Origin of the sequence: Streptomyces sp. CC0208 (assembly GCF_003443735.1) — a bacterium.
Classification (GTDB): Bacteria; Actinomycetota; Actinomycetes; order Streptomycetales; family Streptomycetaceae; genus Streptomyces; species Streptomyces sviceus.
In genome coordinates this window covers 5879107-5904783 of the sequence record NZ_CP031969.1, presented here as the reverse complement: position 1 = coordinate 5904783, position 25677 = coordinate 5879107, and the positions used below count along the sequence as shown (strand labels likewise).

The window sequence follows — 25677 nt, the reverse complement described above, 5'->3', positions numbered from 1 at the left end:
TCGGCGGGAGGCCATGGAAGCCAATCAATCAGCACCGATTTTGATCTCGAGGCCTGGAGACAACCGTTCCGCTCCGACGACCCTCGTGCCGACTGGTAGCTGAAGGGTGCGGAGAGAAAATACCTGTCGCAGCGAACTCACATCGATTTCAGGCAGGGAAGTCTCCAACGTTAGCTGTGTAAGGCGGGGAAATTTATCGAGCCAGTCCCAGGAACAACGTAGATCGGCCGCGATGCAAAGCCCAACGAGGCGATCAGCCACACAGTATCGTTTGATCTCTTCCGGACTGATGGGTGAGACGACCTTCACTAGCGGCCTTCCACCGAATCGACGCAAAGCCTGAAGTTCCCGACTGCTCGAAACCACGAAATAGAAGCCTTCCTCCTTTAGATGGGCGATGACTTCTTCAGCATAACGGTCCGTGTCGAATCGACTCCACGCTAGAGCCAGTTCCGTACGCACTCTTAAATCATCTGCGGACCGAAAACGAGTCAACACAGAAATAGCCGCATCGGTCCCGACCCGAACAGCAGCCAGGACAGTGAAGAAGGCTCCGTCCAAAGTAAGACCTTCCGGACCTTGCAGTAGTTCGAGTACAACCGGCCCCACGTCTGCGAGCCCGCGAGCCTGAGCGAAGGAACGGGGAGGAATAAGCATCTCGGCACGCTGTTGAACTTCGATTCGCACGTAAGGATCAAGCTCTGTGGCGTCGTCCAAGCATGCCGCAGCCAACAAATGAAGGCGGTGACGAATATCTGCGGAAGAGTCGCCACGTTCGACCAGGCTGGTTAGCAATCGGGTCCGTTCTGCTGGGCGCGCATGAGCCACAGCCATTCGGATGACATCTTCCCACTGGTCAAGGTGGGCGTTGCCGCCCAGGAAGTCGAAATCAAGGCTCTCCACGGCAGCTCTCGCTCCGAGGTAGTCTTGAAATGTTCTGTGAATGAACTGCATTGTGCCTTCAACTGGCTCTATAAGCAGGCCACTTCGAACTAGAAGATGTTGGTAGATCTGGTTCACCGTTCCCTGCTCCGCGACACGCGGCATCGCCGTCAGCGCTTGGGACAGCAGGTCCAGCACATCGCGTTTATCCATCTCTGAACGGCCGTTGCGGATCAACCAATAGGCCAGTTTCTGGATCAACTGGACTTGGTGGGTTTCGCCGATACGCATGTCACCCACCTTGTAGACACCACGCTCCCGGTCTCGTCTGGACAGCAGCATGGACAGAGCCGCGTCGTAAAGCTCTTTACGCCCATCGGGAAGGTATCCCCTACGATCGCGATGCAGGGCACAAATAAGTGCACACATCAGCGGGTTGGTGGCAAGCCGGGCGAGTTCTTGCTTGGAGCGTATCGCGTAGAGCAATTCCTTTCCATACGCATCTGCACTTCCAGCCGCTTTATGCCAACGTTTGATGAACGCGGCGACGTCGTCGCGACTCATGGGCGAAAGATCCAGTTCTGAGAACCCCTCATCTGCTAACCAGTGTTCTCGTACGGCCGAGGGACGAGACGTCACAAGCCAATGGTTCTTGGGGTATGAACCGATGAGATCTTTCAGCCAGTTACGGGCTTCCTCGCGTTCCTCCTCAGGCATCTCGTCGATTCCGTCGACCAACATCAACCCACGCCCTGCAGTGAGAACACGGTCATACCAGCCTGTGGGCTGGGCATGGGCAATCGGGCATCCTATGGCAGCAAGGAACTCGTCCGGGGCGGGCAGCCTTGCGCCCGCTCGGGTCAGTGACCGCAGGGGGAGCACGAACGGCACCAACCCATGCAGATACAGGAGCCGCTCATCGAGGTCGTTACGAACGGCACTGACCGCCAACCACTGCACGAGCGTGGTTTTTCCGGAACCTGCGACTCCTCGCAACAACACCCGATGACGCCCTGCAAGAACCTTTTCGGCGGGGAGTATCAGCGGAACCTCGCCAACCGCAGTCTCGGTCGCTTCTAAGCTCAAGTATGCCGCTTCGAGAGGCCAGGAGGCCGAAGATTCGGACAGATCAAGGCCGAAAATGGTTAACTTGCCATGCTTTTTAGAGATGTAGCGAGCGTATCGTTCTTCGAAACCGCCGTCCGCCGGGGAGGGATTCCGCAGAATAAGTACATCGATCTTCGAAGAGATTTCTTCGATCCTGCGACTTTGTTCGACTAACGTGCGCGGCACGAAGGTGGATCTCGTAGTGAAGAAGTGCAAGATGTGCAAGCATGCTGTATCTACAACATTTGCGTGCAGTAACACTGCATCGCTTGAGAGGCCAATTGTGGCTGCCTGGTTGCTCGACCGCAGGAGTCGAGATAGTTCCAGATAGCCGAGCCGGACGGCTTGGACATCGTCCATGTCAATATGCCCCAGGGAACTGAGTGAGTGTGTTACGGCGTTCACCACTGCGCGTTGCTCGTAATTAGCAAGGCGCTCCGACACTCCGGTCGACTGCGCCGCGCGATCCACCAACTCTTCTGCGACCTTGCGGAGATCAGAGTCCGAGAGAGTCCGCTTCTCTCCCCGGAACGAAACTAGTTGGGAGACGCGCACCGGGCGATCAACCAGCCCCGCACCGGCCCCGTCCACCACAAACAGCTTCTTCACCAACGGGCCAACGACGCTCGATGCGAGTCGAGCCCCAATGCTCACCGGTTCCATGGTGCGTCAGCATAGAACTCCGAGGCCGGCTAGGGCTGCTGAATGCACTAGTGGGGCCAAAGTGAAAGGATTTCCGCCAAAGGCAGAGGCCTGCCCTCCATCCAGTCGTAGGCGTCCAAGGACTCACAAGAGTCGGGAAGACTCTCCGAGCTTGGCCGTGGACAGGTAAGGCAACTCGCGCATGACACCTCCGGGAACACTCGCCAAGCCCACCGGGAACAGGTGAGTCCCGCGAGCATCCCGAACGCCAAGGAACCAACCAGCTGGCACCACGGTCAGTGGCAGAAGCTTCTTCCCCGTCGGACCGATCTGGATGTGCTGTCATCTGCGGACACGGTCCGGACCCCAACCGCTCAAGCCTGTCGCCGAGAGAGCGACAGTCGGCGTCGGTCGCGGTCGACGTCCGTGACGACAACCGTCACCTGATCGCCGACCTGTACGACATCCTCCGGCGCCGCCACAGGCACCGAGTTCAGCTCAGACAGATGCACCAAGCCCTCGATACCGTCGGCGAGCTCCACGAAGACACCGAACGGGACAAGTTTCGTCACCCTCCCACTCAGTCTTTGTCCCACCACGACGCCGTCGACGAACACCACGAAGGGGTCCGGCTGCATCGCCCGCAGAGACAGCCGAGCCTCCCCGTTCCATGTGTCGAACTGCAAGAACTCACACGACACCCGCTGCCCGACCTCAACGACATCGGACGCCGTCTCGAAACGACGCCAGGACAACTCGGGATACGTAATGAAGCCGACGCCGGGATACACCGGATGCTCAGGACCCTCATCCAGCGCCACGAAGACACCGAAACGCTCGATCGCCGCCACCGTGCCGGACAGGAGCTCCCCATGACGAAGCCGCTTGAGGAACGCCCAGAGCTCCGGGTTCTCCGTGGCCGCCATCGACAACCGCACCCGGCCCGCATCGAGATCAACGGCAGTCACCTCGCCGGCGACCCTCTGCCCGACCACGGCAACGTCGGAGAAATGCCGACGCCAGGAACCGTCCAACGACCCCACCGTCCCGAGCGGCCGGTCGGTGAAGTCGTCCAAAAGCACCGACATCTCGGACCGAGAAACCAAAGCGACCTTCCCACGACACACGTCACCGACACGGATCTCCGCCAGAAACCGCCGGACGTCCTGCCCAGCCAACGCATCGGGAACGGCACGTCTGGGCCAGGCTTGGCTACGAGGCGTCGGCGTAGGCGAGGTGGGTGCCGCAGACGGTGCAGCGGAAGAGCATGGCGCTTGCGCCCTGCCCCAGGTGAGTCAGGAAGCTCTCCAGCTGCGATGCGTCGTGCCACCCACCCAACCGCAGGTCGGTCCGAAGCTGGTCGAGTGCCTCGGGGTGGGCAGCGAGTTCGGTGTGTCCGACCTCCCCGACGAAGGCGGCCGCGTCGTCACAGTGCACGAGCCAATGCGGGTCCTGCCAGGCATGGAAGCCAGGGGTACGGCGGGTGACATGCTCCAGGATCTCCTCGCTGACCCCGGCGAGCCCGTACGAGTCGGTGAACTCACCCTCAAATCGTGCAGCGGCACTGCCGTCGGCGATGCACCAGGGACAGAACTGCCCGTCGACGTCCTGGGCCGTGTAGAAGGTCGCGGTGTAGATCCACCCGGTACTGCGTTCGCAACAGACGCAGGTCTCGGCGCCCTCGCGGATGGAGCCGCTCGCAACAGGATCAGGGTGATAGCGGAATACGGGCAGGGCAGCGCTCATCTCAGACCCACTCCACCTCAGAAACGATGTCCAACGAAGCCCCCGGGCCCGGCAGAGGCGTACGGAGGGGCGCCGGCGACGCCGACGGGCTAGGCAGCGAGACGCCGACCGCGGACAGTGCAGCCGTCAACTCGGCCTCGCCAGCCCCCCGTCAGCGCCTCAATCACCCCATCGAATGCCTCGCCCACCGTCAGTGGGTGTGCCCGCTCGAAGCCGGCGCCGGACCACCGTTCTTGACCGTAAGAGGCAGCAGCTTCTTCCCGGTCGGTCCGATCTGGATCTGCGTGTCCATCTGCGGACACACCCCGCAGTCGAAGCAAGGCGTCCACCGGCAGTCCTCGACCTCTGTCTCGTCGAGGGCGTCCTGCCAGTCCTCCCAGAGCCAGTCCTTGTCGAGGCCGGAGTCGAGGTGGTCCCAGGGGAGGACTTCCTCGTACGTCTTCTCGCGGGTCGTGTACCAGTCGACGTCCACGCCGAAGGCGGGCAGCGTCTTGTCGGCGCAGGCCATCCAGCGGTCGTAGGAGAAGTGCTCGCGCCAGCCGTCGAAGCGGCCGCCGTCCTCGTAGACGGCGCGGATCACGGCGCCGATGCGGCGGTCACCGCGGGACAGGAGGCCTTCCACGATGCCCGGCTTGCCGTCGTGGTAGCGGAAGCCGATCGAGCGGCCGTACTTCTTGTCGCCGCGGATCTTGTCGCGGAGCTTGGCCAGACGGGCGTCCGTCTCCTCGGCCGAGAGCTGCGGGGCCCACTGGAAGGGGGTGTGGGGCTTGGGGACGAAGCCGCCGATCGAGACCGTGCAGCGGATGTCGTTCTGGCCGGAGACCTTGCGGCCCTCGGCGATCACCTTGGTCGCCATGTCGGCGATCTGGAGGACGTCCTCGTCCGTCTCCGTGGGCAGGCCGCACATGAAGTACAGCTTCACCTGACGCCAGCCGTTGCCGTACGCCGTGGAGACCGTGCGGATGAGGTCTTCTTCCGAGACCATCTTGTTGATGACCTTGCGCATGCGCTCCGAGCCGCCCTCGGGGGCGAAGGTCAGGCCCGAGCGGCGGCCGTTGCGGGTCAGTTCGTTCGCCAGGTCGACGTTGAAGGCGTCCACGCGGGTGGAGGGGAGGGACAGGCCGATCTTGTCCTCCTCGTACCGGTCCGCCAGGCCCTTCGCGATGTCGCCGATCTCCGAGTGGTCCGCCGAGGACAGGGAGAGAAGGCCTACCTCCTCGAAGCCCGTCGCCTTCAGGCCCTTCTCCACCATGTCGCCGATGCCCGTGATGGAGCGCTCGCGGACCGGGCGGGTGATCATGCCCGCCTGGCAGAAGCGGCAGCCGCGGGTGCAGCCGCGGAAGATCTCCACGGACATGCGCTCGTGGACCGTCTCGGCGAGCGGCACCAGGGGCTGCTTGGGGTACGGCCACTCGTCCAGGTCCATGACCGTGTGCTTGGACACGCGCCACGGGACGCCCGACTTGTTGGGGACCACGCGGGCGATACGGCCGTCGGGGAGGTACTCGACGTCGTAGAACGCCGGGATGTACACCGAACCGGTGCGAGCGAGGCGGAAGAGGACCTCCTCGCGGCCGCCGGGCCGGCCCTCCGCCTTCCACTCGCGGATGATCTTCGTCATGTCGAGGACGGCCTGCTCGCCGTCGCCGATGATCGCCGCGTCGATGAAGTCCGCGATCGGCTCGGGGTTGAAGGCCGCGTGGCCGCCCGCCAGCACGATCGGGTCGTCCAGGCCGCGGTCCTTCGACTCCAGCGGGATGCCCGCCAGGTCCAGCGCCGTCAGCATGTTGGTGTAGCCCAGCTCCGTGGAGAAGGACAGGCCGAACACGTCGAAGGCGCCGACCGGCCGGTGGCTGTCCACCGTGAACTGCGGGACCCGGTGCTCCCGCATCAGCGCCTCCAGGTCCGGCCACACGCTGTACGTGCGCTCGGCGAGGACGCCCTCCTGCTCGTTCAGGACCTCGTAGAGGATCATGACGCCCTGGTTGGGCAGTCCCACCTCGTACGCGTCCGGGTACATCAGTGCCCAGTGGACGTCGCAGGACTCCCACGGCTTGACGGTGGAGTTGAGCTCACCGCCGACGTACTGGATCGGCTTCTGCACATGCGGGAGCAGAGCTTCGAGCTGCGGGAACACCGACGCGGCGGTTTCGGCTGACATCTCGCACTTCCATGGACGGACAGGGGTGACCATCTAGCCTAACGCGGCCGCGGCCACCCGCCGTACGCCCGGAAGGTCAGAGGGCGTCCGCCTCGCTCTTGATCCCGCCCCAGAAGCCGGGCAGCTCCGCCTCCACCGCCGCCGCCCGCTGCTCCTCGCGCCCGTACAGCAGCCCGTAGGTGAAGGCGCTCTCCCCCGCCGCGTGGGCGACCGCGGACACCTCGCGCAGGGTCTGGCGGGCCATCACGCTGTCCTGGTGCTCCCCCAGCAGGTTCTGGAGCGCCTTCATGGACTTGACGACGGTCTTGGCCGGGTCGCCGAGGGCCGGGCGGGCCGCCTCGGCCGCGTAGCGGGTGCGCTTGGTCTTCTTGCGGGCTTCGTGGATCGCGACGTCCCGGTCGGTGCCGGGCTCCAGCTCCAGGGCGTGCCCGACGAGTCCGGAGACCTTGCGGAAGTCCTTCCGTACGGCCTTGGCGATCACCTTGTGGGGTTTCTTCCCGGCCGCCTTCAGCAGCGGCGGGTCGGCGATCAGCGCGTCCAGGGCGTCGAGCAGGGCGAGATGGCGCCGGGAGTCCAGCACCCCGATCAGGCGCGCGCTCGCTCCGCCCGGCTTGTCCCCGGACCAGGTGCTCAGGCGTTCGGCCACGGGCCCCGAGACCAAGGTCCCCGGCACCTCGTCCAGGGCGGCCGACAGGCGCTCGCTGAGCACTTCGCGGTCCCGGTCCACGCCCAGTTCGCCGGCCAGCCACTTCAGTTCGTCGCCGATCGGGTCGGTGACGGCCCGATCGAGGACCTTGCCGTACGACTTGAGGGTGCTGCGCAGTCGGCGGGTGGCGACGCGCATGCCGTGCACGGAGTCCTCGACGTCCTGGCGGACGGCCGGGTCGAGTGCGACGATCGCGTCCCGCTGGGTGCGGACGTACGCGAGGACGTGGTCGCCGGCGGTCACCGGGGCGCCGGTGACGGGGAGCTTCTTCTTCGGCGCGGTCTCGGCCAGGGCCCGGGCCAGCTTCGAGGAGGACCCGGACGGCCGTACGCCCGCCTTGCGCAGCCGCTTCTCCACCTTGTCGAGGAAGGCGGGGTCGCCGCCGTCGGCGAGCTCCACCTCGATCTCGGTCCACTGGGCGTCGCCGACGCCGCCGCTGAGCCGCTCGGCGTGCACGGCGTCCACGCTGACCTCGGCGAGCAGCCGGCCGTCCGTGTCGAGGAGGTGGCGCACATCGCGCTCCGAACGCAGCCGGACCACGGGCAGCAGCTCGACATCCCTGACGCGGGAGCGGACCAGGGCGGCGAGTTCGTCGGGGAGGGTGTCGGAGAGCGGGGCCCGGATCTCGTCGCGTACGCCCTCGGAGACGGGGAGCTTCAGGTGCCAGCCGGCGTCCGAGCCACCTGTGCGGCGGCGCAGGGTGACCGAGGACGCCATGAGGCGTTCGTCGGGTGTGTCGTAGTAGGTGGCGTCCAAATGCGCGACACCCTTGTCGACGACGGCCTCGACCCCGGCGACGCCGGTCAGGTCGGGCAGACCGCTGTCCTCGGACTCATACTTGCGTTCGATCTCCCGCTTGGTGTCCGCCATGATTCAAATCTAGTGCTCGGCCCCGGGTTGCGGCAGAGGGTCAACGCCACCCGGCTGACCCCGGCTACGCCGACATCGGCCTCTGCACCTTGATCGACTGCAACAGCCCTATGGCCACCCACACCGCGAACATCGACGATCCGCCGTACGACACGAACGGCAGCGGCAGGCCGGTGACCGGCATGATCCCGAGGGTCATGCCGATGTTCTCGAAGGACTGGAAGGCGAACCAGGCGACGATCCCGGCGGCCACGATCGTGCCGTACAGCTCGGTCGTCTCGCGGGCGATCCGGCAGGCCCGCCACAGGACGACCCCGAGCAGGACGATGATCAGGCCCGCGCCGACGAAGCCCAGCTCCTCGCCGGCGACGGTGAAGACGAAGTCGGTCTGCTGCTCCGGCACGAACTGGCCCGTGGTCTGCGAGCCGTGGAAGAGTCCCGCGCCCGTCAGCCCGCCCGAACCGATGGCGATCCGGGCCTGGTTGGTGTTGTAGCCGACGCCGGCCGGGTCCAGGCTCGGGTTGGCGAACGCGGCGAAGCGGGCGATCTGGTACTCGTCGAGCACGCCGAGCTGCCAGACGGCGAGCGCGCCGAGCGTGCCCGCGCCGAGGAGCCCGAAGACCCAGCGGTTGGAGGCGCCGGAGGCGAGCAGCACACCGAGCACGATGATGACCATGACCATGACCGACCCGAGGTCGGGCATGAGCATCACGATCAGCATCGGGACGGCGGCGAGGCCCAGGGCCTGGAGCACCGTGCGGTGGTCGGGGTAGGGCTTGTCGCCCGCGTCGACGCGGGCCGCGAGGAGCATGGCCATGCCGAGGATGATCGTGATCTTCACGAACTCCGAGGGCTGGAGCGAGAAGCCGCCGCCGAGCACGATCCAGGAGTGGGCGCCGTTGACGGTGGAGCCCAGCGGGGTGAGGACCAGCAGGAGCAGGAAGACCGAGGCGCCGTACAGCAGGGGCACGGCGGTGCGCAGGGTGCGGTGGCCGACCCACACCGTGCCGATCATCAGGGCGAACCCGATGCCGGTGTTCATGAGGTGGCGGATCAGGAAGAAGTACGGGTCGCCCTGGTTGATCTCGGTGCGGTTGCGGGTCGCCGAGAAGACCAGGATCGAGCCGATCAGGGACAGGGCGAGGGCCGAGAACAGTATCGGCCAGTCCAGCCGGCGGGCGAGCGAGTCGCGGGCCAGCAGCCGGGTCCAGCCCGCGCGTGCGGGGCCGTACCCGGAGACCTGGAAGCTGTTCGCCCCGGTCATGTGAGCATCCTCCGGCTCCCCCTCTTGCGGCGCCGCCTGCGGGTGTCACGGTTCCCGTTGGTCGGCGTGTTCACAGTCGCGCCCTGCTGCGTCGCGTCCGGCTCGGGCGTGGCCTCCTGGCTCGCCCGCTGGTCCTTGGCCGGGTCCTTGGCGATCTTCGGGGACTTGATGGTCCCGTCGGTCTGGACCTTGGGCAGGCTCTTCTCGGGGGTGGGCAGCAGCGCGTTCTTCTTGTTGATGGTGCCGTCGGCGGAGACGCCGTACATGGCGTTGTAGATGTGGCGCACGGCCTCACCCGAGGCGCCGGAGCCGGTACCGGCCTGGGCGATCGTCATGACGACCGTGTAGTCCTTGGAGTACGTGGCCAGCCAGGACGTGGTCTGCTTGCCGTAGACCTCGGCGGTGCCGGTCTTGGCGTGCAGCGGGATCTTGTCCTGCGGCCAGCCGCCGAACTTCCAGGCGGCCGTACCGCGGGTGACGACGCCTTCCAGGGCGGCGTCCATGCCCTTGAGGGTGGCCTTGCTGACCGGAAGTCTGCCGGTCGGCTTGGGCTTGATCTCCTGGACGGTCCTGCCGTCGGCGCTGATGATCGCCTTGCCGATGCTCGGCTGGTACATGGTCCCGCCGTTGGCGAGCGCCCCGTAGATCCTGGCCTCCTGGATCGGGGTGACGAGGGTGTCGCCCTGACCGATGGAGTAGTTGATGGAGTCGCCCTCGCGCATCTTGTTGCCTTCGAGGCAGTTCTCGTACGCGATCTTCTCGACGTAGGTGCCGTCCTTCTTACCGGTCCTGCACCACGCGTCCTTGTTGGCCTTCCAGTACGACTCCTTCCACTGGCGGTCGGGGACGCGGCCTGTGACCTCGTTGGGGAGGTCGATGCCGGTCTCCTTGCCGAGGCCGAACTGGTGGGCGGCCTTGTAGAAGTAGTCCTTCGGCTCACCCTTCTTGGGGTTGATGCCGCCGTCCTTCTTCCACTCCCGGTCGGCGAGGCCGTAGAAGACGGTGTCGCAGGAGACCTCGAGCGCCCGGCCCAGCGAGATGGGGCCGAAGCTCTCGCCCTCGAAGTTCTTGAAGACCTGGCCGCCCACCGAGTACGAGCTGGTGCAGGGGTAGCCGCCGTCCCACTCGTAGCCGGCCTCGACCGCGGCGGCCGTGGAGACCACCTTGAACGTCGAACCGGGCGCGGACTGACCCTGTATGGCCCTGTTGAGCAGCGGGTAGTCGGAACCCTTGCCGGTGAGCTGCTTGTAGTCCTTGGCGGAGATACCGCCGACCCAGACGTTCGGGTCGTAGGTCGGGGCGGACGCCATCGCGACGATCCGGCCGGTCTTGGCCTCCATCACGACGACGGCGCCCGAGTCGGCCTTGTAGTTCTCGCCGGTGATCTTGTCGAACTGCTCGCGGGCGGTCTTCATCGCCTGGTGCAGCTCGTACTCGGCGACCCGCTGGACACGGGCGTCGATGCTGGTGACGAGGTTCGCGCCGGGCTGGGCCTCGTCGGCCTCGGCCTGGCCGATGACCCGGCCGAGGTTGTCGACCTCGTAGCGGGTGACGCCCGCCTTGCCGCGCAGTTCCTTGTCGTACTGGCGCTCCAGGCCCGAGCGGCCGACCTGGTCGGAGCGCAGGTAGGGCGAGTCGGTGTTCTGGGCCTTGGTGATCTCCTCGTCGGTGACCGGGGAGAGGTAGCCGAGGACCTGGGCGGTGTTCGCCTTGCCGGGGGCGGCGTAGCGGCGCACGGCCTGCGGCTCGGCGCTGATGCCGGGGAAGTCCTCGGCGCGTTCGCGGATCTGCAGGGCCTGCTTGGGGGTGGCCTCGTCGGTGATGGGGATCGGCTGGTACGGCGAGCCGTTCCAGCAGGGCTGGGGGGTCTTCGCGTCGCAGAGCCGGACCTTGAGCATGACGTCCTTGGCGGACATGCCGAGGACCTTGGCCAGCTTGGTGAGGACGGCCTTGCCGTCGTCCTTCATCTTCAGCAGGTCGGTGCGGGACGCCGAGACCACGAGGCGGGTCTCGTTGTCCGCCAGGGCCACTCCCCGGGCGTCGAGGATCGAGCCGCGCACGGCGGGCTCGACGACCTGCTGGACGTGGTTCCCGGAGGCTTCCTTGGCGTACGCGTCGCCCTCGCGGATCTGGAGGTACCAGAGGCGGCCGCCGAGGGTGCCGAGCAGGGACAGCACGAGGATCTGGATGACGACGAGTCGGATCTGGACCCGTGGGGTCCGTCCGGTCTCGGGGATATTGGTCACTGCGGCTGCCGCCCCCTCTCAGTGTGTGTACGTGTCATATACGGCGAACCTGTGAACGCGGTCCGCCGACTCGCGTGGGGTCACAGCCGCTTGACCCCCTTGATGCGGCCCACCCGCGCGGTACGGGTGCGCGCCTTGGTCTTCAGGCTGCCGAGGCCGCCGCGCTGGCCGCCGATCCTCAGCCCCGTGCCCGAGGAGAGCCAGCCCGAGGAGATGTCCGCCGACTTGGCCCCGGAACCGGCCTCGGCGAGCGGGTCGTTGTCGGCGCGGCGGGCGAGCGCCATGATGCCGGGGACGACGAACGGGGCGAGCAGCAGGTCGTACAGGGCGGCGGTGAACAGCAGGCTGGGCAGGCCCACATGACGGGCGGCGGTGTCGCCGACGAGGGCGCCGACACCGGCGTACAGCAGGGTGGTGCCGATGGCGGCGGCGACCACGACGACCATGGGGCCGGTGGCCGACTTGAGTCTGCCGTTCTCCGGTTTGGCGAGCCCGGCGAGGTAGCCGATGACGCACAGCACCAGGGCGTACCGCCCGGCGGCGTGGTCGGCGGGCGGGGCGAGGTCGGCGAGGAGACCGGCGCCGAAGCCGACGAGGGCGCCGCCGACATGGCCGTAGACCAGGGCGAGGCCGAGGACGGTGAGGAGCATCAGGTCGGGGACGGCGCCCGGGAGGTGGAGGCGGGCGAGAACGCTCACCTGGACGACCAGGGCGACCACGATCAGGGCGGAGGACAGCAGGATCCGGTTGACGCGCATGACTACAGCTCCTACTGCTCTTGCTGGATCTGGCCGCCGACCGGCGCATTGGCGGACGGGGTGACGGTGACCGTCACGGTCGGCGTGGGCGTCGGCTTGGGTTTGGCGGGCAGCACCGTGTCGCGCGGGTCCTTCTTCGGGACCTGGACGACGATGCCGACGATGTCGAGCTTGCTGAAGCTCACGTACGGCGTGACGTACAGGGTGCGGGTGAGGTCGCCGCCGGAGGGGTCGACGCGGGAGACCACGCCGACCGGGACACCGGGCACGAACGGCTTGTCGGCCTGGGAGCCGAAGGTGACCAGGCGGTCGCCCTTCTTCACCTCGGCCTTGCCGTTGAGGAGTTCGACGCGCAGCGGGCGGTCGCCCTGTCCGGAGGCGAAGCCGAGCTCGTCGCCGGCCTCCATGCGGGTGCCGACGGTGAAGTCGGGGTCGTTGGCGAGGAGCACGGTGGCGGTGTTGGGGCCGACGGTGGTGACGCGGCCGACCAGTCCGTCGCCGTTGAGGACGGTCATGTCGCGCCGGATGCCGTCGTTGGCGCCGACGTCCACGGTGATGGTCCAGGAGAAGCCCTGGGCCGCTCCTATGGCGATGACCTGGGCGCCCTTGATGCCGTACTGCCCCTCGCCGGCGATCTTCAGCATCTTGTCGAGCTGCTTGAGCCGGCTGGAGTTGCGGTCGTCGCTGCCGAGCCTGGCCTTGAGGGCGGCGTTCTCCTTCTCCAGCTCGGCGAGCCGGTCGTGCCGCTCGCCGGAGTCGCGGATGGCGGAGACGGCGTTGCCGACCGGGTCGACCGCGGATGACACACCGTTCTCGATGGGGCCGAACACCGCGGCCGCGCCTTGCCGGGCACCGTCGACCGGCGAGTCCTCCCCGCCGCGGATGTCCACCGTGATCAGCGCGAACGCGACGGCGATCAGCAGCACCAGGAGCAGCCGGCTCTCTCGTGTGTCCCTCACGTGCGGCGGCCGTGCCCTTCTTATTGAAGTTGCGTTTGTGGGAGCTTATGCCTCGATATCAACGATCCGCCGCACGAGAGGAGATCATCCCGTACGGCGGAATCGAAGAGTTACGTCATCTGCGCGGCTGGGCGTCCAGCACCTGCTGGAGCGCCTCGAATTCCTCGACGCACTTCCCGGAGCCGAGCGCCACGCTGTCCAGCGGGTCCTCGGCGATGTGGATCGGCATGCCGGTCTCCCGGCGCAGCCGCTCGTCGAGCCCGCGCAGCAGGGCGCCGCCGCCGGTGAGGACGATGCCGCGGTCCATGATGTCGCCGGAGAGCTCCGGCGGGCACTTGTCGAGGGTCGTCTTGACGGCGTCGACGATGGCGTTGACGGGCTCCTCGATCGCCTTGCGCACTTCGGCGGCCGAGATGACGACGGTCTTGGGCAGCCCGGAGACGAGGTCCCGGCCACGGATTTCGGTGTGTTCGTCAGCGTCGAGGTCGTACGCCGAACCGATCGTGATCTTGATCTGTTCGGCCGTCCGCTCGCCCAGCAGGAGCGAGTACTCCTTCTTGATGTGCTGGATGATCGCGTTGTCCAGCTCGTCGCCCGCGACCCGGATGGACTGGGCGGTGACGATGCCGCCGAGCGAGATGACCGCGACCTCCGTGGTGCCGCCGCCGATGTCCACCACCATGTTGCCCGTGGCCTCGTGGACCGGCAGGCCGGAGCCGATGGCGGCCGCCATGGGCTCCTCGATGATGTGCACCTGGCGGGCGCCGGCCTGGGACGACGCCTCGATGACGGCGCGGCGCTCGACGCCGGTGATGCCCGAGGGGACACACACGACGACACGCGGCCTCGCGAGATACCGCCGCTTGTGGATCTTCAGGATGAAGTAGCGCAGCATCCGCTCGGTGATCTCGAAGTCGGCGATCACGCCGTCCTTCAGCGGCCGCACGGCAACGATGTTGCCGGGGGTCCGCCCGATCATCTTCTTCGCTTCGGCGCCGACAGCCAGGATTCCACCGGTGTTCGTGTTGATCGCGACGACGGACGGCTCGTTGAGTACGATCCCGCGACCCCTGACGTACACCAGCGTGTTGGCGGTCCCGAGGTCGACAGCCATGTCACGGCCGATGAACGACATTGAGTTCCCCATCAGGATTCGTCTGGCCTTCCTGGGAGCTTTTGAGGGCATTTCAGGTCGGCGAAGTGGGTGCTGTGACGTGAAGGCTTCCATCGTAGACGCGCCTGCACGAACACTGTGCGAGGGTCTTCGCCATTGTCAGCAGATCGAACGCCGCCTCGCTTGTGGAGACGGTCCATAGGGGGCACTCGTTCCCCCGATCGGCACGCATATGCCGAAGGACGGCCGAAAATGTACGGCCGCCCCAGGTCAGACGCCGGAGCGGGCTGACGCCCCCTCAGAAAATGCCACCAAACCTACGCACGGGACCTATGCGCGCCCGGGGAAGAAGATCTTCACCTCGCGCTCGGCGGACTCCTCCGAGTCGGAGGCGTGGATGAGGTTCTCCCGGACGATGACGCCGAAGTCCCCCCGGATGGAGCCGGGCGCGGCGGCGATCGGGTCGGTCGGACCCGCCAGTTGGCGTACGCCCTCGATGACCCGCTCGCCCTCGACGATCAGCGCGACGACGGGGCCGGACGCCATGAACTCCACCAGCGGCTCGTAGAAGGGCTTGCCCTTGTGCTCGCCGTAGTGCTGCTCCAGGGTGTCCTGGTCCAGGGTGCGCAGCTCCAGCGCGGTGATCTGCCAGCCGGCCTTGCGCTCGATACGGCTGATGATCTCGCCGGTCAGGCCACGACGGACGGCGTCGGGCTTGAGGAGGACGAGGGTGCGCTGGCTCACGAGGGGCTCCTTACCTGCTGATGTGCGGTGGGACGAGATTACAGGGCGTGTCGGTGCGCTCGTCACACAGCGTCAGGTGTAGTGGAGCCCGCCTGGGCGGCTTGGGGGGCTTGCTCGGCTTGGGCGGCTTGGGCGGCGAATCTCGCCTTCGCCTCGTCGATCTTCCGGCCGTAGTGCACGGAGGCCCACCACAGGGCCGCGAAGACCGCGCCCATGAAGAACATGGTCGGCACGACGAAGCCGGAGGCGATCAGGGCGATCTGGAACGCCCAGCCGAGGGCGATGCCGCCGGGCCGGGTCACCACCCCGCACAGCGCGAGACACAGGAACATGGCGATCCCGCTGACCGTCCACACCGTGGAGCCGGCCAGGTCGGGGTCCTTCATCGCGACCAGCGCGGCGAAGCCGACGACGAAGAACTCGCCGATCAGGGTCGATGCACAGAGCGTACGCATGGCCGGTGACTCAGCCCCTTCCGAGCAGCAGCCGGGCCTCGCCGACCGTGATGACCGACCCGGTGACCAGCACACCGCCGCCCGCGAACTCGCCGTCCTCCTCGGCCAGCGTGATCGCCTCCTCCAGCGCGTCCGGCAGCCGAGGCTCGACCTGGACGCGCTCCTCGCCGAACACCTCGACGGCGATCGCGGCGAGCTCGTCGGCGTCCATCGCGCGGTGACTGGAGTTCTGGGTGATCACGACCTCGGCGAAGATCGGCTCGAAGGCTTCGAGCAGCCCCCGCACGTTCTTGTCGCCGCTCGCGCCCACCACACCGATCAGCCGACTGAAGTCGAAGGCCTCGCCGACCGCCTCGGCGGTGGCGCGGGCGCCCGCCGGGTTGTGGGCGGCGTCCAGGACGACGGTCGGGGAACGCCGTACGACTTCGAGGCGGCCCGGGGAGGAGACGGCCGCAAAGGCCTTGCGGACGGTGTCGATGTCGAGCCGGTCCGCGCGCTGGGCGCCCACCCCGAAGAACGCCTCCACGGCGGCGAGCGCCACGGCCGCGTTGTGCGCCTGGTACGGGCCGTGCAGCGGCAGGTACACCTCTTCGTACTCGCCACCGAGGCCGCGCAGGGTCAGCAGCTGCCCGCCGACGGCGACCTGCCGGGAGACCACCCCGAACTCCAGCCCCTCACGCGCGACGGTCGCGTCCACCTCGACGGCCTTCTTCAGCAGGACCTGCGCCGCGTCGACCGGCTGCTGGGCCAGGACCACGGTCGCGTCCTGCTTGATGATCCCGGCCTTCTCGACCGCGATCTCCCCGGGGGTCTCGCCGAGCCGGTCGGTGTGGTCCAGGTCGATGGGGGTGACCACGGCGACATCGCCGTCGATGACGTTGGTGGCGTCCCAGGAGCCGCCCATCCCGACCTCGACGACGGCCACGTCGACGGGCGCGTCCGCGAAGGCGGCGTACGCCATGCCGGTCAGCACCTCGAAGAAGGACAGCCGGTACTGCTGCTGCCCGTCGACCATCTCGACGTACGGCTTGATGTCCTCGTACGTCTCGATGAACCGCTCGGCCGAGATCGGGGCGCCGTCCAGGCTGATGCGCTCGGTGACGGACTGGACGTGGGGGCTGGTGTAGCGGCCCGTGCGCAGTTCGAAGGCGCCGAGAAGGGCCTCGATCATGCGGGCCGTCGAGGTCTTGCCGTTCGTCCCCGTGATGTGGATCGAGGGGTACGACCGCTGCGGCTCGCCGAGGATGTCCATCAGGGCGGCGATGCGGCTGACGGAGGGCTCCAGCTTGGTCTCGCCCCAGCGGGTGGCGAGCTCCGCCTCGACCTCGCGCAGAGCCTTGTCGACCTCGGGGTCCTCGGGGCGTGCGGGCACGTCGGCCTCCGGCGGGCCGCCCTGGGTGCGCAGGGTGCGGCTGCCGGCCTCGATGACCGCGAGGTCGGGGTCTCGGTCGGTCTCGTTGGCGATGATCTCGTCGAAGGGGTCGGTGTCGCTCACAGGGCCAGTTTAGGGCCGCGCCTTCGGAAGGGAGTGGCTGGTCCTGTTCGGCGGGCGCGGGGAGTCCGTGGCTTGTCGCGCCCGCGCGGCGGAGCCGCATATCAATGCGGCCCCGCGCCCCTGGGTGGCTCATGCCTGCGGAAGCCTGTCCAGTTGCTCCTGGATCCTCTTGATGTCCTCGTCCGCCTTGGCCAGGCGGCCGCGGATCTTGTCCACCACGTTGTCCGGGGCCTTCGCGAGGAACGCCTCGTTGCCGAGCTTCCCCGTCGCCTGGGCCTTCTCCTTCTCGGCCGCCGCGAGGTCCTTCGCGAGGCGCTTGCGCTCCGCCGCCACGTCGATCGTGCCGGAGAGGTCCAGCGCGACCGTGGCACCGGCGACCGGGAGGGTCGCCGTGGCCGCGAAGGTCTCGCCCTCCGGCTGGAGGCGCAGGAGCTGGCGGATGGCGGCCTCGTGGGCGGCGAGGGGGGTGCCGGTGAGCTCCAGGCGGGCCGGGACCTTCTGGCCGTCCTTGAGGCCCTGGTCCTTGCGGAACCGGCGGACCTCGGTGACGACCCGCTGGACCAGCTCGATCTCGAGTTCGGCGTCCTTGTCGCGGAAGCCGCTGTCGGCCGGCCACTCGCCGACGACCAGGGACTCGCCACCGGTGAGGGTGGTCCACAGGGCGTCCGTGACGAACGGGATGACCGGGTGCAGCAGCCGCAGCGTCACGTCGAGGACCTCGCCGAGGACCCGGCCGGAGACCCTGGCCTGCTCACCGCCCGCGAAGAAGGTCGTCTTCGACAGCTCGACGTACCAGTCGAAGACCTCGTCCCACGCGAAGTGGTAGAGCGCGTCGGCGAGTTTGGCGAACTGGTAGTCGTCGTAGTACGCGTCGACCTGGGCGACCGTCGTGTTGAGCCGGGACAGGATCCAGCGGTCCGTCGCCGACATCTCGGAGGCGTCCGGGAGCGGGCCCTCGACCGTGGCACCGTTCATCAGGGCGAAGCGGGTGGCGTTCCAGAGCTTGTTGGTGAAGTTCCGGGAGGCCTTGACCCAGTCCTCGCCGATCGGCACGTCCGCGCCGGGGTTGGCGCCGTTGGCGAGGGTGAAGCGGACGGCGTCGGAGCCGTAGGCGTCCATCCAGACCAGCGGGTCGACCGCGTTGGGGTTCGACTTCGACATCTTCTTGCCGAACTCGTCCCGGACCAGGCCGGTCAGCGCGATGGTGTGGAAGGGGGCCTGGCCGTCCATGGCGTAGAGGCCGAACATCATCATCCGGGCGACCCAGAAGAAGATGATGTCGTGGCCGGTCAGCAGGACGTCGGTCGGATAGAACTTCCGCAGGTCCTCGGTCTGTTCGGGCCAGCCGAGGGTGGAGAACGGCCACAGGCCGGAGGAGAACCAGGTGTCCAGGACGTCGGAGTCCTGGGTCCAGCCCTCCGCCTCCGTACCGGGCGGCTCCTCGTCCGGTCCGACGCAGACGACCTCGCCGTCGGGGCCGTACCAGATCGGGATGCGGTGGCCCCACCACAGCTGGCGCGAGATGCACCAGTCGTGCATGTTGTCGACCCAGTCGAAGTAGCGCTTCGACATGTCCTCGGGGTGGATCTTGACGCGGCCGTCGCGGACCGCGTCACCGGCGGCCTTGGCGAGCGGGCCGACCTTGACCCACCACTGCAGGGAAAGACGCGGCTCGACCGTGGTCTTGCAGCGCGAGCAGTGGCCGACGGAGTGCATGTAAGGGCGCTTCTCGGCGACGATCCGGCCCTGCTCCTTGAGGGCGCCGACGACCGCCGAGCGGGCCTCGTAGCGGTCCAGGCCGACGAAGGGGCCGTGGACCGTGATGACGCCGTGCTCGTCCATGATCGTCAGGGACGGCAGGTCGTGGCGGCGCCCGATCTCGAAGTCGTTCGGGTCGTGCGCCGGGGTCACCTTGACCGCGCCGGTGCCGAACTCGGGGTCGACGTGGGTGTCGGCGACGACCGGGATGGTGCGGTCGGTGAGCGGAAGCTTGATCTGCTTGCCGATGAGGTGCTGGTAGCGCTCGTCGTCGGGGTGGACGGCGACGGCCGTGTCACCGAGCATCGTCTCCGCGCGCGTGGTCGCGACGACGAGGCTGTCCTCGCCCTCGCCGTAGCGGATGGAGACCAACTCGCCCGCGTCCTCCTGGTATTCCACCTCGATGTCGGAGATGGCCGTCAGACAGCGCGGGCACCAGTTGATGATGCGCTCGGCGCGGTAGATCAGCTCGTCCTCGTAGAGCCGCTTGAAGATGGTGAGGACGGCCTTGGACAGGCCCTCGTCCATCGTGAAGCGCTCACGGCTCCAGTCGACGCCGTCACCGAGGCGCCGCATCTGGCCGAGGATCCGGCCGCCGTACTCCTCCTTCCACTGCCAGACGCGCTCGACGAACTCCTCGCGGCCCAGGTCGTGGCGGGACTTGCCCTCCTCGGCGAGCTGCTGCTCGACCTTGTTCTGGGTGGCGATACCGGCGTGGTCCATGCCCGGCAGCCACAGCGCCTCGTAGCCCTGCATGCGCTTGCGACGCGTCAGGGCGTCCATGAGGGTGTGCTGGAAGGCGTGCCCGAGGTGCAGGCTGCCGGTGACGTTCGGCGGCGGGATGACGATGGTGTACGGGGGCTTGTCGCTCTTGGCGTCGGCGGTGAAGTAACCGCGCTCTACCCAGCGCTCGTACAGCGCCCCCTCTACCTCGGCCGGCGCGTACTGGGTCGGCAGTTCGGTGCTGGGCGCTGTGGGCTGCTGCTGAGCGTTCTCGGTCACGGGGTCAGTTTAGGGGTGTCCCGGGTGTGTCCCGAAACGCGTTTGTTCTGTAACGGTGGGGGCCCCGCTGCGGTGTGCCGCCTGGGCCTGAGCCAGGATGTCGGGAACACATAAGCATCTGGAGGGGAACCCAGAGATGAGTCACAACCAGCCGGGCCCGTACGGACAGCCCCAGCAGCCCGGGCAGCCGCAGCAGCCCGGGCCGTACGGCCAGGCGGGCCCCTACGGCCAGCCGCCGCAGGGCCAGCCCCAGCCCGGCTACGGCTACCCCCAGCAGCCCCCGCCGCCTCAGCAGCCCGCGCAGCAGCCGGGTTACGGCTATCCGCAGCAGGGTGGCGTCCCTCCGCAGACCCCGCCGTACGGCCAGCCGCAGGCGCCCTACGGCCAGCAGGCCCCGTACGGCCAGCAGCCGCCGTACGGCCAGGCCCCCTACGGCGTCCCGCAGCCCCCTCCGCCGGGGGGCGGCAACGGGAAGAAGATCGGCATCATCATCGGCGCGGTGGCGGTCGTGGCCGCGATCGCGGTCGGCGCGTACCTCGTGCTCGGCGGGGGCGGGAACGGGGGCAGCGGGTCGGACATAGCGGACGACGGGGCGCACAAGCTGGCCACACCGGCGACGATCCTCGGCGGGGAGTACAAGAAGGGCAGCGACACCGGGATCGGCGGGATGACCAAGGACGACATCAACGACGCGGAGTCGTGGGGCGTCAAGGACCCCAAGGGCGTCAGCGCGGGCTACACCGCAGGGTCGGGTCTCACCTCCAAGAACCTGATGTTCGCCGGTGTGTACGGCACCATCGACAACCCTGAGGGGGTCGTCGACGAGATGTTCAGCCGGGTCACGAAGGACGCCGGGAAGGACGCCGACAGCGGCAAGGTCGTCGGCAGCCCCAAGGAGTTCAAGCCCGCCGGCTTTGAGAACGGCGTCATGAAGTGCCAGGAAATCCAGACCACCGAGTCCGGACAGACCGTGACGATGCCGTTCTGCATCTGGGCCGACCACAGCACGGTCACCTACGTGCTGGCGTTCGACGTGGCCAGCCTCGCCAAGGGCCAGAGCACCTCGATGGACGAAGCTGCCGCACTGACCGCCAAGGTCCGCAACGACGTGCGCGTCAAGGCCTGACGTACGCCCTCTCAACACCGAAGGGGCCCCGGTCTGTTGACCGGGGCCCCTTCGGCTGTTCTGCGTGCTGGCGTTACGCCGTCTTCTGCTCCCCCGGGCCGCGGCCGCGCGCGTCCCTCGGGATCAGCGTCGGGTTCACGTTGGAGTGGACGACGTCCGCCGTGATGACGACGCGGGCCACGTCCTTGCGGGACGGGATCTCGTACATGACGCCCTGGAGGACCTCTTCCATGATGGCGCGCAGGCCGCGCGCGCCGGTCTGGCGGAGGATGGCCTGGTCGGCGATGGCCTCCAGCGCCTCGCGCTCGAAGTCCAGCTCCACGCCGTCGAGTTCGAAGAGGCGCTGGTACTGCTTCACCAGCGCGTTGCGCGGCTCGACCAGGATCTGGAGGAGAGCCTCACGGTCGAGGTTGTGGACGGAGGTGATCACGGGGAGGCGGCCGATGAACTCGGGGATCATGCCGAACTTGACCAGGTCCTCGGGCATGACGTCCTCGAACTGGTCCTTGGCCTCCAGCTCGCGCTTGGAGCGGATCGTCGCGCCGAAGCCGATGCCCTTGGCGCCCGCCCGGGACTCGATGAGCTTCTCCAGGCCCGCGAAGGCACCGCCCACGATGAACAGGACGTTCGTCGTGTCGATCTGGATGAACTCCTGGTGCGGGTGCTTGCGTCCGCCCTGCGGCGGGACCGAGGCCGTGGTGCCCTCGAGGATCTTCAGGAGGGCCTGCTGCACGCCCTCGCCGCTCACGTCCCGCGTGATCGACGGGTTTTCACTCTTCCGCGCGACCTTGTCGATCTCGTCGATGTAGATGATCCCGGTCTCGGCCTTCTTGACGTCGTAGTCGGCCGCCTGGATCAGCTTGAGCAGGATGTTCTCGACGTCCTCGCCGACATAGCCCGCCTCGGTGAGCGCCGTCGCGTCCGCGATCGCGAACGGGACGTTCAGCATGCGGGCGAGGGTCTGGGCGAGGAGCGTCTTGCCGGAGCCCGTGGGGCCCAGCAGGAGGATGTTGGACTTCGCCAGCTCGATCGCGTCGTCACGGCTGCTGCCGCCGCCGTTCTCGCCGGCCTGGACGCGCTTGTAGTGGTTGTACACCGCCACGGAGAGGGCCTTCTTGGCCGACTCCTGGCCCACCACGTAGCCCTCCAGGAACTCGTAGATCTCGCGGGGCTTGGGCAGTTCCTCCCAGCGCACCTCGCTCGTCTCCGCGAGTTCCTCCTCGATGATCTCGTTGCAGAGATCGATGCACTCGTCGCAGATGTACACACCAGGCCCTGCGATGAGCTTCTTGACCTGCTTCTGGCTCTTGCCGCAGAACGAGCACTTGAGCAGATCGCCGCCGTCACCGATGCGTGCCACGGTGTGCTTCCCCTTCGCCTGGGAGACGCCTAGGTCCAGCGGCTCCTGGTGCTGCCTTATGTCCGACGGTACCTTGCCGGGCCCCCCGTTCGGGCCCCCCTTGGCAGGGTTCACTTTGACGTGCACTGTGCCAAGGGGCGGCATATCCTACGGGGCCGCGTCAGCGGACGGCGGCGTTGTTCATCTTCCGGGTGGAGATGATCTGGTCGATCAGGCCGTACGCCAGGGCGTCGTCAGCCGTGAGGATCTTGTCGCGCTCGATGTCCTCGCGGATCTTCTCGATCGGCGTGGTGGAGTGCTTGGCCAGCAGGTCTTCCAGCTGCGCGCGCATCCGGAGGATCTCGTTGGCGGCGATTTCCAGGTCGGAGACCTGACCGCGACCGGTCTCGCTGTACGGCTGGTGGATCAGCACCCGCGCGTTGGGCAGCGCCATGCGCTTGCCGGGCGTACCGGCGGCCAGCAGGATCGCCGCGGCGGAGGCCGCCTGACCCATGCAGACCGTCTGGACGTCGGGCTTCACGAACTGCATCGTGTCGTAGATGGCGGTCAGCGCGGTGAAGGAGCCACCGGGGCTGTTGATGTAGACCGAGATGTCCCGGTCGGGGTCCATCGACTCCAGGCACAGCAGCTGCGCCATGACGTCGTTGGCGGAGGCGTCGTCGATCTGCACGCCGAGGAAGATCACGCGCTCCTCGAAGAGCTTCGCGTACGGGTCGTACTCGCGGATGCCCTGCGAGGTGCGCTCGACGAAACGGGGGATCACATAGCGGGACTCGGCGCGCGGGCCGGTGTACTCGGCCTCGGTGCGGGCGTAGAGGCCGCTGCCGGGGAAGTCGTTCACTGTCTGTCTCCTAGGGGCTTGGGCGGTCGGCTGAGGGGCTGCGCGGGGGTGTTGTGGCCCCGCATGGGGCTCAGGCCCCGGTGCCGCCGCCGCCCGGCATACCGGCGGCCGTGGCGATCACGTCGTCGATGAGGCCGTATTCCTTGGCCTCGTGGGCGTCGAACCAGCGGTCGCGGTCCGAGTCGCGGGTGATCTGCTCGATGGTCTGGCCGGTGTGCTGCGAGGTGAGCTCGGCCATGCGCTTCTTGGTGTGCAGCAGCCGCTCGGCGTGGATCTTGATGTCCGAGGCCGAACCGGCGAGGCCGGCGGACGGCTGGTGGATCAGGATCTCGGCGTTCGGCAGCGCGAAGCGCTTGCCGGGGGTGCCCGCGCTGAGCAGGAACTGGCCCATGGAGGCCGCGAGGCCCATGGCGATGGTCACCACGTCGTTCTTGATGTACTGCATGGTGTCGTAGATCGCCATGCCCGCGGTGATCGATCCGCCGGGGCTGTTGATGTAGAGGTAGATGTCCTTTTCCGGGTCAGCGGCAAGGAGCAGCAGCTGCGCGGTGATCTTGTTGGCGATGTCGTCGTCGACCGCCTGGCCGAGGAAGATGATCCGCTCGCCGAGCAGCCGGTTGTAGACCTGGTCACCGAGGCCACCACCGATGGAGGGGTCGCCGGCGGCGGAGGGCATCAGATTCGTCACGTATCCACCTGCTCGTCTTACGACGGCGCCGGGCCGTCTCACGTGTTCCCGTCCGGGGGCTGGGCAGTTCGAGGGACTTCCCTGCCCTGGTACTCATGGACCCTAACGCGCTGGTCCCCTTGGGGAATCCCGGTAAGGGGGGTGTTCGCCGGGGGCGTAGCGCCGTGGTATCGCCGGTCCGGTGCCGCGCGCGGGCGATTCGTGGCTCGCCGCGCGGTTCCCCACGCCCCGGGCCGGGTCCTCGGGCCCCATGCCGGAAGGGCCCCGGAGACATGCGTCTCCGGGGCCCTTCCTACGACGTTCGCCGAGGTTCGCCGACGTTTCGCCGCGTTTTACGACGTTCGAGATGCCGTGGGCTCAGCCCTCGGTCTTCTCCTCGGCCTCGGCCGGGGTCTCCTCGGAGGCGGCCTCGACGGTCTCGGCCGTCTCGTCCTCGTCGTCGTCCAGGTCGATGACCTCGCCGTTGGTGTCCTTGACCGTGGCGGCCTCGACCACGACGGCCAGGGCCTTGCCGCGGGCGACCTCGCCGACGAGGAGCGGGACCTGACCGCCCTCGACGACCGCCTGGGCGAACTGGTCGGGGGACATGCCGGAGGAGGCGGCACGGCGCATGAGGTGCTCGGTGAGCTCCTCCTGGTTGACGTTCAGCTTCTCGCGCTTGACGAGCTCGTCGAGCACGAACTGGGTCTTGATGCCCTTGACCGCGGCTTCCTTGGTCTCGGTGTCGAACTCCTCGACCGTCTTGCCCTGGATCTCGAGGTACTTCTCGAGGTCGAGGCCCATCTGGCCGAGCTGGTGGTGCTCCAGGTTGTGCTTGCGGGTGTTGATCTCGTCCTCGAGGAGCTTCTCGGGGACGGGCACCTCGACGAGCTCCAGGAGCTTCTCCAGGACGCGCTCCTGGGCCTGGGTGGCCTGGTCGTACTGCTTCATGTTCTCGAGGCGCTTGCGGCTGTCGGCCCTCAGCTCGTCGAGGGTGTCGAACTCGGAGGCGAGCTGCGCGAACTCGTCGTCCAGCTCGGGCAGTTCGCGGGCGGCGACCTGGGTGACCTTGACGGTGACCTCGGCCTCCTTGCCGGCCGCGGAGCCGCCCTTGAGCTCGGAGGCGAAGGTGGCCTCGCCACCGGCCTCCAGGCCCTTCACGGCGTCGTCGATGCCGTCCAGCAGCTCGCCGGAGCCGATGGTGTAGGAGACGCCGCTGGCGACGCCGTCCTCCAGCACCTCGCCGTCGACCTTGGCCTCCAGGTCGATGGTGACGACGTCGCCGTCCTCGGCGGCGCGCTCGACCGGGGAGGTCGACGCGAAGCGCTCACGCAGCTCGGTCACGGCCTTGTCGACGTCCTCGTCGCTGACCTCGACCGCGTCGACCTCGACCTCGATGCCGGAGTAGTCCGGGATCTCGATGGCGGGGCGGACGTCGACCTCGGCGGTGAAGTTCAGCGTCTCGCCGTCCTTCAGCTCGGTGATGTCGACCTCGGGCTGGCCGAGGACGTCGATCTCGGCCTCGTTGACCGCCTCGGTGTAGAACTTGGGAAGCGCGTCGTTGACGGCCTCCTCCAGCACCGCACCGCGGCCGAACCGCTGGTCGATGACGCGGGCCGGGATCTTGCCCTTCCGGAAGCCCTTCACCGTGACCTGCTGGTTGATCTTCTTGTACGCCGCGTCGAGGCTGTCCTTGAGCTCCTCGAAGGGCACCTCGATGCTGAGCCGAACCCGAGTCGGGTTCAGGGTCTCCACGGCGCTCTTCACGGTTCGG

Annotated in this window: 19 protein-coding genes; 1 reads left to right on the top strand and 18 read right to left on the bottom strand. The window is 67.6% G+C overall.

From position 1 onward, the window contains the following. Positions 1 to 24: 24 nt before the first annotated feature. From D1369_RS27110 to D1369_RS27045, 14 genes are all read right to left on the bottom strand, one after another. A complete protein-coding gene (locus D1369_RS27110; protein WP_007382007.1) occupies positions 25 to 2652 on the bottom strand; it encodes an NACHT domain-containing protein in 2628 nt (875 codons plus the stop codon). A gap of 353 nt (positions 2653 to 3005) precedes the next feature. Next, a complete protein-coding gene (locus D1369_RS27105) occupies positions 3006 to 3713 on the bottom strand; it encodes a S1 RNA-binding domain-containing protein (protein WP_240436183.1) in 708 nt (235 codons plus the stop codon). A 130-nt stretch (positions 3714 to 3843) separates the two neighbouring features. Then, a complete protein-coding gene (locus D1369_RS27100; protein WP_037900017.1) occupies positions 3844 to 4377 on the bottom strand; it encodes a CbrC family protein in 534 nt (177 codons plus the stop codon). A 190-nt stretch (positions 4378 to 4567) separates the two neighbouring features. Beyond that, entirely contained in the window at positions 4568 to 6538 is a 1971-nt protein-coding gene (locus D1369_RS27095; protein WP_007382010.1) for a TIGR03960 family B12-binding radical SAM protein, read from the bottom strand. Between the two features lie 76 nt (positions 6539 to 6614). Then, positions 6615 to 8114, bottom strand: a complete 1500-nt coding sequence (locus tag D1369_RS27090) for a CYTH and CHAD domain-containing protein (RefSeq protein ID WP_007382011.1) — start codon at positions 8112 to 8114, stop codon at positions 6615 to 6617. 64 nt (positions 8115 to 8178) lie between these two features. Next, a complete protein-coding gene (gene rodA / locus D1369_RS27085) occupies positions 8179 to 9378 on the bottom strand; it encodes a rod shape-determining protein RodA (protein WP_007382012.1) in 1200 nt (399 codons plus the stop codon). After that, entirely contained in the window at positions 9375 to 11624 is a 2250-nt protein-coding gene (gene mrdA / locus D1369_RS27080) for a penicillin-binding protein 2 (RefSeq protein WP_007382013.1), read from the bottom strand. The genes rodA and mrdA overlap by 4 nt, the downstream gene beginning before the upstream one ends. Before the next feature lie 80 nt (positions 11625 to 11704). Continuing rightward, positions 11705 to 12382, bottom strand: coding sequence for a rod shape-determining protein MreD (gene mreD / locus D1369_RS27075; protein ID WP_118082650.1), 678 nt, complete (start codon positions 12380 to 12382; stop codon positions 11705 to 11707). Between the two features lie 11 nt (positions 12383 to 12393). After that, the gene (mreC, locus tag D1369_RS27070) at positions 12394 to 13341 is read right to left on the bottom strand and encodes a rod shape-determining protein MreC (protein ID WP_118082649.1); all 948 of its coding nucleotides are present in this window, start codon (positions 13339 to 13341) and stop codon (positions 12394 to 12396) included. Positions 13342 to 13456: 115 nt separating this feature from the next. Beyond that, positions 13457 to 14476: a rod shape-determining protein gene (locus D1369_RS27065; protein ID WP_004931372.1), complete on the bottom strand. Its 1020-nt coding sequence runs from the start codon at positions 14474 to 14476 to the stop codon at positions 13457 to 13459. Between the two features lie 309 nt (positions 14477 to 14785). Next, on the bottom strand, positions 14786 to 15199 hold the full coding sequence (ndk, locus tag D1369_RS27060) for a nucleoside-diphosphate kinase (protein WP_007382017.1): 414 nt from the start codon (positions 15197 to 15199) through the stop codon (positions 14786 to 14788). 62 nt (positions 15200 to 15261) lie between these two features. After that, positions 15262 to 15654 (bottom strand): DUF4233 domain-containing protein, encoded by a 393-nt coding sequence (locus tag D1369_RS27055; RefSeq protein ID WP_007382018.1) that lies wholly within the window; start codon positions 15652 to 15654, stop codon positions 15262 to 15264. A gap of 10 nt (positions 15655 to 15664) precedes the next feature. Next, positions 15665 to 17149 carry a folylpolyglutamate synthase/dihydrofolate synthase family protein gene (locus tag D1369_RS27050; protein WP_007382019.1) on the bottom strand — a complete coding sequence of 495 codons (1485 nt, stop codon included), beginning with the start codon at positions 17147 to 17149 and terminating at the stop codon, positions 15665 to 15667. A 129-nt stretch (positions 17150 to 17278) separates the two neighbouring features. Continuing rightward, positions 17279 to 19909: a valine--tRNA ligase gene (locus D1369_RS27045; protein ID WP_007382020.1), complete on the bottom strand. Its 2631-nt coding sequence runs from the start codon at positions 19907 to 19909 to the stop codon at positions 17279 to 17281. Positions 19910 to 20045: 136 nt separating this feature from the next. Here D1369_RS27045 and D1369_RS27040 point away from each other — a divergent pair, with 136 nt between their 5' ends. Beyond that, positions 20046 to 21035: a hypothetical protein gene (locus tag D1369_RS27040; protein WP_007382021.1), complete on the top strand. Its 990-nt coding sequence runs from the start codon at positions 20046 to 20048 to the stop codon at positions 21033 to 21035. 73 nt (positions 21036 to 21108) lie between these two features. Here the strand turns inward: D1369_RS27040 and clpX are convergent, their stop codons facing one another. The 4 genes from clpX to tig form a co-directional block, all read right to left on the bottom strand. Next, complete coding sequence (clpX, locus tag D1369_RS27035; protein ID WP_007382022.1) at positions 21109 to 22395, bottom strand: ATP-dependent Clp protease ATP-binding subunit ClpX; 1287 nt, start codon at positions 22393 to 22395, stop codon at positions 21109 to 21111. Positions 22396 to 22555: 160 nt separating this feature from the next. Next, on the bottom strand, positions 22556 to 23236 hold the full coding sequence (locus tag D1369_RS27030; RefSeq protein WP_007382023.1) for an ATP-dependent Clp protease proteolytic subunit: 681 nt from the start codon (positions 23234 to 23236) through the stop codon (positions 22556 to 22558). 70 nt (positions 23237 to 23306) lie between these two features. Then, entirely contained in the window at positions 23307 to 23912 is a 606-nt protein-coding gene (locus D1369_RS27025) for an ATP-dependent Clp protease proteolytic subunit (RefSeq protein ID WP_050789879.1), read from the bottom strand. 369 nt (positions 23913 to 24281) lie between these two features. After that, on the bottom strand, positions 24282 to 25670 hold the full coding sequence (tig, locus tag D1369_RS27020; protein ID WP_007382025.1) for a trigger factor: 1389 nt from the start codon (positions 25668 to 25670) through the stop codon (positions 24282 to 24284). Positions 25671 to 25677 lie beyond the last annotated feature (7 nt).